The following is a 10,296-nucleotide window of genomic DNA, read 5'->3' as shown; positions in this document are numbered from 1 at the left end:
TTGACTCGGCTGTTGCAGTACCGCGCTACAACAAAGATCACAAGGTACAAAATCTCTTGGCCTATGTCATCTTAAAAGATGGGGTCAAAGAACAATTTGAGCGAGAGATTGATATTACCAAAGCGATCAAGGAAGATTTGGAAAACATCATGATGTCTTATATGATGCCTTCAAAATTCCTCTACCGTGATAGCTTGCCGCTAACTCCAAACGGGAAAATCGACATCAAAGGGTTGATTAGCGAGGTTAACAACCGATGATCGAGTTTTTGAAACAGCTCCCTCATTTAGAACCCTATGGCACCCCGGTCTACTTTATTTATCTGATTGGGGCCTTATTGCCCATCTTTGTTGGCCTCTTCTTTAAGAAGCGTTTCCCAGTCTATGAAGCCTTGGTCAGCCTAACCTTTATTGTTTTGATGTTGACAGGGACGGATTTGAAACAAATCTATGCGGTTCTTTTCTACCTCTTTTGGCAAATCCTTTGGGTCTACTCCTATAAATTCTATCGAAGCCAGCGTGATAACAAGTGGGTCTTTTATCTTCACTCTTTCTTGGTCGTTTTACCCTTGGTTTTTGTGAAGGTGCAACCAGCCATAGATGGGACCCAGTCTTGGATGGGCTTCCTTGGGATCTCCTATCTGACCTTCCGAGCGGTAGGGATGATTATCGAGATGCGAGATGGGACCCTCAAAGAATTTAGCCTCTGGGAATTCTTGCGTTTCTTGCTCTTTATGCCGACTTTTTCAAGTGGGCCGATCGACCGCTTCAAACGCTTCAATGAAGATTACCTAACGATTCCAGATCGGGATGAGCTCCTCGATATGCTGGAACAGAGCGTCAAGTATATCATGCTTGGCTTCCTCTATAAGTTCATTCTAGCTCATATCTTTGGTCATCTCTTGCTAGGTCATGTCAAGACTTATGCCCTTCTTCAAGGGGGCGTCTTTAACCTAGGAACTTTAGGGGTGATGTATGTCTTTGGTTTGGACCTCTTCTTTGACTTTGCAGGCTATTCCATGTTTGCCCTTGCGGCATCCAACTTGATGGGGATTAAGAGCCCAATCAACTTTAACCTCCCTTTCAAATCGCGTGATTTAAAGGAATTTTGGAATCGTTGGCACATGAGCTTGTCTTTCTGGTTCCGTGACTTTGTCTTTATGCGTCTGGTCATGGTCTTGATGCGCAACAAGGTCTTTCAGAGTCGGATTACAACGTCAAACGTTGCCTATATCATCAACATGTTGGTCATGGGCTTCTGGCATGGAGTGACCTGGTATTATGTTGCTTATGGTCTTTTCCACGGTCTAGGTCTCGTGATCAATGATGCCTGGCTTCGGAAGAAGAAGACACTGAATAAAGAGCGCAAAGCAAAAGGACTTGAGCCACTGCCAGATAATCGTTGGACTCAGGCTCTTGGAATCTTTATTACCTTCAACACCGTTATGCTGTCCTTCCTGATCTTCTCAGGTTTCTTGGATCAGCAATGGTTTCCAAAAATGAAATAAGAAAAGGAAAAATGAAAAATGGATGTAAAATCACAAGTAATTGAAATTATTGACGAATTGTTTATGGAAGATGTCTCAGACATGATGGATGAGGATCTCTTTGATGCGGGTGTTCTTGATAGCATGGGAACCGTTGAGTTGATTGTTGAATTGGAAAACCGCTTCGATATTCGGGTTCCAGTATCTGAATTTGGTCGTGATGACTGGAATACTGCCAACAAAATTGTAGAAGGTGTCATGGAGCTTCAGAATGCTTAAACGATTGTGGCTGATTCTGGGTCCAGTCTTTTGCGCCATGGCTCTTGTCGCTACTCTTCTCTTTTTCTATCCGATTAACCACAAACATAATCTGACAGAAGAGAAAAAGGCCGCAGTGAGCCTGACGGCAGAAGGCTTCAAAAGTCGTGCCCGTAAGGAAGAAGCGCTCGGGGATCCCAACTATCGTTTTGTACCCTTCTTTGGTTCCAGCGAATGGTTGCGATTTGACATCGTCCACCCAGCAGTACTAGCTGAGAAGTATGATCGCTCTTATCGTCCGTATTTTCTAGGTCAACGAGGGGCAGCATCCTTGAACCAATATTTTGGGATGCAGCAAATTCTTCCTCAACTAGAAGGGAAAACGGCTGTCTATGTGGTATCGCCCCAGTGGTTTACGAAGGACGGCTATGATTCATCGGCCTTTCAGCAATACTTTAACAGTGACCAATTAACGAGCTTTTTGGCCAACCAAGAAGCTGGGCCAGCAAGCCAGTATGCGGCATCTCGTCTCTTGCAGCAGTATCCTAATGTTGCTATGCAGGGAGGAGTTCAGAAGCTAGCCAAAGGTCAAAATCTATCTAGTTTTGAAAAAGGTCTCAATCAGACCCTCATGCGCTTTGTTCGTCGGGAGGATGCCTTCTTTAGCACCTTCACGGCAATGAACAATAGCAACTATGAGAAGAAAGTTCTCTCTCGCTTAAACGACTTGCCAGATACATTTTCTTACGAAGCCTTGGAAGAGGTGGCGACGGCGGAAGCCAAAAAGAAAACCAATAATAATAAACTAGGCATTAGTAATAGTTTTTATACTCATCGTCTTGCGAGTAAGCTCAAGAAACTCAAAGGATTCCAAAAGAATGAATCCTATGAACAATCCCCAGAATACAATGATTTACAACTGGTCTTGGATCAGTTTGCTCAATCTAAAACCAATGTCATCTTTGTCATCCCTCCAGTGAACTCGAAATGGATGGCTTATACAGGTTTGAGTAAAGAAATGTATCAACGGACAGTTGAAAAAATCCGTTACCAACTAGAAAGTCAAGGCTTTACCCATATTGCTGATTTTTCTAAAGATGGTGATAAACCTTACTTTATGCAGGACACCATTCATATGGGCTGGAATGGATGGTTGGCATTTGACAAGGCAGTTGATCCTTTTGTCTCCAACCCTCAACCGGCTCCTGAATACAAGATTAACAATCGTTTCTTAAGTCAGGACTGGGCTAACTATAAAGGCCAGCCGGATCAATTTAAGTAAGATGCGAAGAGGTTGAGAATACCCAGTCTCAACCTTTTTTCCTATAGTTTTGAAGAAACTTATCCCCATATTCACAGACTTATCCACAGACTTGTGGATAAGTCTATCTACTGAAAGAGAGGAACTGGTAAATCATGAAAACAATGAAGAAAATAGCTGTTTATGCGATTCTTCAAGGAATCGTAATCTTTCTCATTACGGGCCTCATCACCCAATTCATCAGAGGAGACTTCTTTTTCCGTGGCTTGGCTCCAATATTTGGAGTCTTGGCAGCTATCATGCGTTTTGGAACAGCTAGTCTGATGAAAATCTTGGCCCCAACCCTATACGATGAAGAGGCAAAACAAGAGAAAACTCCTACCGGGAAAGAAGCTGAATAAAAGAACTGTTTTTTCTGGAAAAATCTCTGGAAAAGCACTTATCTGACAGGCTTTATGGTAAAATAGAAGGAAGAATATTAGTTTGGAGAGTAAAAATACAATGAAACGTTCCATGTATGCTGGACGTGTTCGTGAGGAACACATTGGACAAGAACTAACCCTCAAAGGATGGGTGAGTCGACGCCGTGATTTGGGTGGCTTGATCTTTATTGATTTGCGGGACCGTGAAGGGATTATGCAATTGGTCATCAATCCAGAGACAGTCAGTTCGGAAGTAATGGCAACGGCTGAGAGTCTTCGTAGCGAGTATGTGATCGAAGTGACAGGTCAAGTTGCTGCCAGACAGCAAGCTAATGATAAAATTGCAACAGGTCAGGTTGAACTGCACGTTTCTTCCTTGACTGTCCTTAATACGGCAAAAACCACACCATTTGAGATCAAGGATGGCATTGAAGCTAACGACGATACCCGTCTACGCTATCGATATTTGGACTTGCGTCGTCCAGAGATGTTGGAAAACTTGAAATTGCGTGCCAAGGTAACCCACTCTATTCGGAACTACTTGGATGAGCTGGAATTTATTGATGTGGAAACACCTTTCCTTTCTAAGTCAACTCCAGAAGGGGCGCGTGACTATCTCGTTCCATCTCGTGTCAACAAGGGTCACTTTTATGCCTTGCCTCAAAGTCCTCAAATTACTAAACAGTTGTTGATGAATGCTGGCTTTGACCGCTATTATCAAATCGTCAAGTGTTTCCGTGACGAAGATTTACGTGGAGACCGTCAACCTGAGTTTACACAGATCGATTTAGAAACCTCCTTCCTGACAGAGCAAGAAATTCAAGACATTACGGAAGGTTTAATTGCGCGTGTCATGAAAGAAACCAAGGGAATTGAAGTCACCCTTCCTTTCCCACGGATGAAGTACGATGATGCGATGGCTCTTTACGGTTCTGACAAACCGGATACTCGTTTTGAGATGCTCTTGACAGACTTGACAGAAGTTGTAAAGGGTGTAGACTTCAAGGTCTTCTCAGAAGCTCCAGCAGTGAAAGCCATTGTGGTCAAAGGAGCAGCAGACAACTACTCACGTAAAGATATCGATAAGATGACCGAAGTAGCCAAACAATATGGCGCTAAAGGTCTTGCATGGGTCAAGGTAGCTGATGGTGCTTTAAACGGTCCAGTTGCTAAGTTCTTGACAGACGTGACAACAGAGTTGACAAGTGCTTTACAGTTGGAAGAAAAAGATTTGGTCCTCTTTGTAGCGGATACACTAGAAGTAGCCAATGCAACCCTAGGTGCCCTTCGTTGCAGAATTGCAAAGGAATTAGACCTCATCGACAACAGTCAATTCAACTTCCTTTGGGTGGTAGATTGGCCAATGTTTGAGTGGTCTGAAGAAGAAGGCCGTTACATGAGTGCCCACCATCCCTTTACACTTCCACAAGCAGATACAGCTCATGAATTAGAGGGCGATCTCGCTAAGGTACGTGCTATTGCCTATGACATTGTGCTCAATGGTTACGAACTTGGAGGAGGAAGTCTCCGGATCAACCAAAAAGAATTGCAAGAACGGATGTTTACGGCTCTCGGTTTCTCAAAAGAGGATGCGACAGAGCAATTTGGTTTCTTGCTAGAAGCTATGGATTATGGTTTCCCTCCACATGGTGGATTGGCTCTTGGTTTGGACCGTTTTGTCATGTTGTTAGCTGGTGAGGAGAATATCCGTGAAGTGATTGCCTTCCCTAAGAACAACAAGGCAACAGATCCAATGACCCAAGCCCCTTCTACAGTAGCCACCAAACAACTGGAAGAGTTGAGTCTACAAGTAGAAGTCAAAACTGAGGAGTAAGAATAAAAGCGGAAAATCCGCAGAAGTAGCTTCTGTGATTTTCCCTTTATTTATAAATTGAGAGATAGTCATGAAAAAAACTCGCTTAGGTAAAATCTTACGTTATTATGTGAGAAGAATTGCTTATAATTTTAAATTATTACGGGTCTTGAAAAGTATTTCCCGCGAAAAGTATGATGAAAAGATTTCAGCCTCATTGGTCTATGGATTTTTATCTGCGATTGCTGTGAACTTCTTTTTCCAGCCGGGACGTGTCTATTCGAGTGGAGCGACAGGGTTAGCACAGATTGTTTCAGCTCTTAGCGATCGATTTTTGGGATTTACCATTCCTGTTTCCTTGTCATTTTATGCCATCAATCTGCCCTTAATGATCATCGCCTGGTATCAAATTGGCCATAAGTTTACCATTTTCACCTTTATCACGGTGTCCATGAGTTCCTTCTTTATCCAATTTGTCCCAGTAGTTACGCTCACCAATGACCCTATCATGAACGCCTTGTTTGGGGGTGTGGTTATGGGGACAGGGATTGGTTTTGCCCTTCGGAATAATATCTCCAGTGGGGGAACCGATATTGTCAGTTTGACCATTCGAAAGCGAACGGGCAAGAACGTCGGCAAAATTTCTCTCATCGTCAATGGGACCATCATGTTGATAGCAGGGATGACCTTTGGTTGGAAGTATGCCCTCTATTCGATGATTACCATTTTTGTTTCCAGTCGAGTGACAGATGCTGTCTTTACCAAGCAGAAGCGGATGCAAGCCATGATTGTCACTAGCCAGCCGGATAAGATTATTGAGAAAATCCATAAGCGATTGCATCGTGGGGCAACCATTATCCATAATGCCGAAGGGACCTATAATCATCAGGAAAAAGCCGTCTTACTCACGGTTATTACCCGAGCAGAGTTTAATGAGTTTAAATTTTTAATGAAAAAAGCAGACCCTCAAGCTTTTATAACAATTTCAGACAATGTTCATATTATTGGACGCTTTGTCGAAGTAGAAGATTAAAAAATTCCTGCAAGAACTTCTTGCAGGAATTTTTTTATGCTTGTTCTACCAAGATCCAACCATGGGCTGGAACGGTAAATTCTTCTTGAGAAAGTCCTTGCTCTCTTCCAAACACATGAGGGTAGGCAATCGCTAATCTTGCAGATTTTTTGAGTCGATAAGTCCATTCTTGATCTCCCAGGTTGACCAAGATAAGCAACTTACAACCGTCTTTCTCAATGCTGTAAGAGAAGGTCCTCTCTGAGATCCAAGTGACTTGGCAGTAATCCCGTATATCTTGAGCCTTATCAAAGCGAAGGAGCTCTTCCTTTTTACGATAGGCAATCAATTCGCGTAGGAACTGGATATCTGTTTCATAAGCTGTAGAAGAAAGCCAGTCTAGTTGATTTAGAGCATCTGGAAGATTGTAAGTATTCTCTTCTAAGCCCTTGCTGCGATAGAACTCTTGACCAGCATGTAGGAAGGGAACTCCTTGAGCCAAGAGGACGAGATGCAAGCCAAGTCGAGCTTTAGCCTGACGCACCTCCTCTGAAATGTTTGGATTTTCAACCTTGAGGTAGTCAAAGAAGGTTGCGTTATCATGGCATTCCACATAGTTAATTGCCTGTTGAGGACGCACAAAGTGGGGGGCTCCTTTGAGTCCGACGTTACCAGTCAAAATATTAGCCAGGTCATTGGCCTGATAGTGACTGTCTATACGTCCTTCGTTCAGGATGCTTCGTTTAATGGTATCACGGAAGTTGTCACTAAAGAAGCCATACGGACGAAGTTGACTGGCATTGTATTGATGGGCCAGGAGTTCAGGATCCAGTCCGGTATCCATCTTCCACCCTTCCCCATAAAGGTAAATGTTGGGGTAAATGGCTCCTAATTCTTCTTGAATTTCCATCATGATTTGGCGGTCAAGAATGCCCATCAAGTCAAAGCGGAAACCATCAAAGCCGTAAAGTTGAACCCATTGCTTGACTGACTGCTTGATGTAGTTGCGCACCATGGCTCTCTCGCTGGCTACATCGTTGCCACAGAAGGTTCCGTTGGTTCGTTGGCGATCCTGGTCATAGCGATAGAAATAGCCTGGGACAATCCGCTCAAAGGCAAACTCGTCAGAGAGGTAAACATGGTTATAGACCACGTCCATGATGAGGCTGAGATCTGCTTCGTGATAGGCATCAATCACTTGCTGCAACTCCAGGATCCGTTGGTAAGGATCATTTGGCTGGCTACTAAAACTTCCTTCAGGAACATTGTATTGCACAGGGTCATAGCCCCAATTATAACCAGCAGTAGGATTTGTTTCGTCTACGCTTCCAAAATCATAGAGGGGCATGAGTTGGACATGAGTAATGCCTAGTGATTTCAAATAGTCAAATCCAAAGGTCTGGTCTCCATGCTTAGGAGATTCTAAGAGGGCTGGGAAGGTTCCAGGATGTTGGAAACCAGCTTCTTTTTGCATGGAGAAGTCCCGGACGCTCAATTCATAAATAATGGCCTGAGTCGGATCTAGTTGGGTTGTGGCTCTCTGGATAGGGCGCTCAATCTTGTGCCGGTCGATGACATAGCTAGCTCCTGAATTGGCTTCAGAAGAAAGAGCATAAGGATCATGGACGATATGGGTTACACCGTTGACTTGATGCTGGTAGTAATAAGAGGCTTTTTCCCAGTCTCCTTCGAGTTCTAAACGCCATACACCTTTTTCTGTCCGCTCCATCGGGTAGGCAGTTTGGTTGATCAAGAGCTGAACCTCTTGAGAAATGGGCGCCCAGAAGGCAAAGGTCGTTTTTTCTTTTGAGTAGCGAGCCCCTAAATCCTCTCCATCATAAGCATATAGCTGATCAAAGATGGGTTGGCGGACAATGTCACGATAGTGTAGGAGGCAGGTTTCTCCCATAGCGTTGGAGAGGGTATAGCTTCGACTCATGTCGATGGGAAGGGGGCTTCTAAGAGTTTTTTCTTCCTCTGTCGGCAAGAGTTCAATCGCTTTCGAACCAGACGTCAATGTAAAAGGAAGAAAGGCCGTTACGTTCTCTCCTCCTTCCATGCGAATCAAGTCTTGGTCATCTAAATAAGCTGCAAAGTGTGTGGTCATAGGTTCTCCTAAAGTTCAATAATCGAATGTTCAATGAGTTGTCTGTAGCAAACAGTTTTGTTTTCCTTATTGTCTTTAATAATTTGGAGTAAGGTTCTGACAGATTCACGTCCTAGTTCTACCGTATTGATATCAATATAGGCGTCAATAGGAATCCGTGGTTTAATGGAGTCAAAGGAGATGATTGGAAGATCGACCTGTTTGTCACTCAAGTACCTCCGAACCCCTTCAGCAACCAGAATATCTGTTGTCATAAGTGCCTCTAGTTCTTCAAAAGGCAGGGTATCCATGATTTGGTAAGAACTTTCTTCCAGCAAGAAACCAAAGGAGAACTTGACCAATTCCTCACGGAGAGGGATCTGGTGACTGGCAAGAGCTTCTTGGTAGCCCTTGTAGCGGTCTTGAGAAACGGCCAATTCCTTATTTCCTCCAAGGAAGGCGATGTGTTGGTATCCTTTCTTGATGAAATATTCTGTCGCATCAAAGGCTGCTTTCACATTGTCGTTATCCACTAAGGATACAAAAGGTGAAGTTGCTTTTCCCAAAATCAAGAAAGGAAATTTATCTTGAATACAGAAGTCAACCAGAGGATCATTCAATTTGGAATAGAGGAAGATGAGCCCATCTACCCGCTTACCATAAATCATTTGTTTGAGTTGCTCGAGACGGTGGGTCTCATTGACCCCAGTACAAATCTGAATGGCATAGCCATGGTCAGAAGCTACCTGACTAATCCCACGGAGGACCGTAGGGAAGAAGGGGTTTTGGAAGAATACATCACTTTCATCAGGCAAGACAAGGGCAATGACCTGACTGGACTGGCTCACTAAGCTACGAGCATTGAGGTTTGGATGGTAATCCAGTTCTTTCATGGCAGAACGAACCCGTTTTTTAGTGGCTTCACTGATGGTAGATTTATTTTGAATCACTCGTGTAACGGTAGATGGTGCAACGCCGGCAAGTTTGGCGACATCTTTGATAGTGACACGCATATAGGACCTCCCTAAGGTTTGTAATCTGGATCCCGGAAATGAGTCTTATAGAAGGCAAGCGCGAGGAACAAGACAAATAGGATATTTTGGATCAAGATGGTTGTCGTAAAGACTTGGTGGAATACTAAACTGATCAGGACGCTCGCAAGAATAGGCAATCCTAGACAGTTGAGGGTGAAATTGAAGCATTCTTTAAAGGTCTTGAGAGAGAAGAGACGTGACTTCCGTGTCAAGAAGAGGAAGAAGGAAGCTCCAAATACTAAAATGGCAAAATTCACAGCAGATAAGAAACCTGAGAAGAGGACGAGAAAGAGGCTAACAGCCAATCGATTGGCCTGGAACCAATCTTTGGAAATGGCCTTAGTGAGTTCTTTTTTGTCCTGGATGCTCTCTTGATTGATGGCTTGGTAAGGAATCGTAGCTAGTTCTTTCTTTTCTTTACTTACAATCAATTGGTTTTTATCGAAATAAAGAGTTAATTTTTCTCCTAATTGAGTTCCTTCGTGATGGCCTAAGATAACATGACCAGCCTCATTTTTATGAACTCCAAAATGACTGTTATAGACTAGTTCTCGCTGATTTATCTGTATGTTTTCTTTTAAATCCTTCATAACATCGTCTGTTAAGGGATCAAAGACATCACTAACGAAGGTGGTTAAAGGGTAGGTCTGTAGTTCCGCATTTTGAATGGCAACAGGAATGAGGGTCAAGGATAGAAGAAAGAGTGAGGTAAAGATCATTTGGAACCAATTAAGTTGTTTGCGGTTGGCAAATGCTTTTCTTACCTGAAAAAGGCTGGAAAAATAATTAAATGGATAGGGCATGAAGTGACCTTTCTAATCTCCGGGATGGATTTCCCTTGTATGGAGAGCATAACATGATTTTATCCTTAACCAAAGATGGGAGAGAGACTAGTAGCAAATCAATCAACTTGCTACCCTTGTC

Annotated in this window: 10 protein-coding genes; 7 read left to right on the top strand and 3 right to left on the bottom strand. The window is 43.3% G+C overall.

Features of this window, described 5'->3' with window-relative positions; translation table 11 throughout:
* The 7 genes from ACLOR3_RS02920 to ACLOR3_RS02890 all read left to right on the top strand — a co-directional run.
* Positions 1-260, top strand: a 260-nt coding sequence (locus tag ACLOR3_RS02920; protein ID WP_412036973.1) for an AMP-binding enzyme, incomplete at its 5' end; no start/stop codon positions are given.
* Positions 257-1,507, top strand: a complete 1,251-nt coding sequence (gene dltB, locus ACLOR3_RS02915) for a D-alanyl-lipoteichoic acid biosynthesis protein DltB (RefSeq protein ID WP_411400186.1) — start codon at positions 257-259, stop codon at positions 1,505-1,507. The genes ACLOR3_RS02920 and dltB, both read left to right, overlap by 4 nt.
* 18 nt (positions 1,508-1,525) lie before the next feature.
* Positions 1,526-1,765, top strand: a complete 240-nt coding sequence (dltC, locus tag ACLOR3_RS02910) for a D-alanine--poly(phosphoribitol) ligase subunit DltC (protein ID WP_006595371.1) — start codon at positions 1,526-1,528, stop codon at positions 1,763-1,765.
* Entirely contained in the window at positions 1,758-3,026 is a 1,269-nt protein-coding gene (dltD, locus tag ACLOR3_RS02905; RefSeq protein ID WP_048715048.1) for a D-alanyl-lipoteichoic acid biosynthesis protein DltD, read from the top strand. Before dltC ends, dltD begins: the two co-directional genes overlap by 8 nt.
* Before the next feature lie 143 nt (positions 3,027-3,169).
* Positions 3,170-3,406 (top strand): hypothetical protein, encoded by a 237-nt coding sequence (locus ACLOR3_RS02900; protein WP_238656651.1) that lies wholly within the window; start codon positions 3,170-3,172, stop codon positions 3,404-3,406.
* 100 nt (positions 3,407-3,506) lie between these two features.
* Positions 3,507-5,261 carry an aspartate--tRNA ligase gene (gene aspS / locus ACLOR3_RS02895; protein ID WP_411400185.1) on the top strand — a complete coding sequence of 585 codons (1,755 nt, stop codon included), beginning with the start codon at positions 3,507-3,509 and terminating at the stop codon, positions 5,259-5,261.
* A 70-nt stretch (positions 5,262-5,331) separates the two neighbouring features.
* Entirely contained in the window at positions 5,332-6,273 is a 942-nt protein-coding gene (locus ACLOR3_RS02890; protein WP_048690300.1) for a YitT family protein, read from the top strand.
* 34 nt (positions 6,274-6,307) lie between these two features.
* On the opposite strand, the gene pulA is transcribed toward ACLOR3_RS02890, so the two are convergent.
* Genes pulA through ACLOR3_RS02875 form a run of 3 tightly spaced genes read right to left on the bottom strand, consistent with a single transcriptional unit; the run spans position 6,308 to position 10,175 of the window.
* Positions 6,308-8,359, bottom strand: a complete 2,052-nt coding sequence (pulA, locus tag ACLOR3_RS02885) for a type I pullulanase (RefSeq protein WP_411400184.1) — start codon at positions 8,357-8,359, stop codon at positions 6,308-6,310.
* An 8-nt stretch (positions 8,360-8,367) separates the two neighbouring features.
* The gene (locus tag ACLOR3_RS02880; protein ID WP_411400183.1) at positions 8,368-9,351 is read right to left on the bottom strand and encodes a LacI family DNA-binding transcriptional regulator; all 984 of its coding nucleotides are present in this window, start codon (positions 9,349-9,351) and stop codon (positions 8,368-8,370) included.
* An 11-nt stretch (positions 9,352-9,362) separates the two neighbouring features.
* The gene (locus tag ACLOR3_RS02875; RefSeq protein WP_129269754.1) at positions 9,363-10,175 is read right to left on the bottom strand and encodes a DUF1189 domain-containing protein; all 813 of its coding nucleotides are present in this window, start codon (positions 10,173-10,175) and stop codon (positions 9,363-9,365) included.
* Positions 10,176-10,296 lie beyond the last annotated feature (121 nt).

It is taken from the genome of Streptococcus intestinihominis, from assembly GCF_046824975.1.
Taxonomy (GTDB): domain Bacteria; phylum Bacillota; class Bacilli; order Lactobacillales; family Streptococcaceae; genus Streptococcus.
Note: the sequence above shows the minus strand (reverse complement) of the source record. Positions and strands in the feature narration are given on the sequence as shown.

Coding starts and splice junctions, on each gene's coding strand:
- dltB (WP_411400186.1), top strand. CDS start 257: ATGATCGAGTTTTTGAAACAGCTCCCTCATTTAGAACCCTATGGCACC.
- dltC (WP_006595371.1), top strand. CDS start 1,526: ATGGATGTAAAATCACAAGTAATTGAAATTATTGACGAATTGTTTATG.
- dltD (WP_048715048.1), top strand. CDS start 1,758: ATGCTTAAACGATTGTGGCTGATTCTGGGTCCAGTCTTTTGCGCCATG.
- ACLOR3_RS02900 (WP_238656651.1), top strand. CDS start 3,170: ATGAAGAAAATAGCTGTTTATGCGATTCTTCAAGGAATCGTAATCTTT.
- aspS (WP_411400185.1), top strand. CDS start 3,507: ATGAAACGTTCCATGTATGCTGGACGTGTTCGTGAGGAACACATTGGA.
- ACLOR3_RS02890 (WP_048690300.1), top strand. CDS start 5,332: ATGAAAAAAACTCGCTTAGGTAAAATCTTACGTTATTATGTGAGAAGA.
- pulA (WP_411400184.1), bottom strand. CDS start 8,359: ATGACCACACACTTTGCAGCTTATTTAGATGACCAAGACTTGATTCGC.
- ACLOR3_RS02880 (WP_411400183.1), bottom strand. CDS start 9,351: ATGCGTGTCACTATCAAAGATGTCGCCAAACTTGCCGGCGTTGCACCA.
- ACLOR3_RS02875 (WP_129269754.1), bottom strand. CDS start 10,175: ATGCCCTATCCATTTAATTATTTTTCCAGCCTTTTTCAGGTAAGAAAA.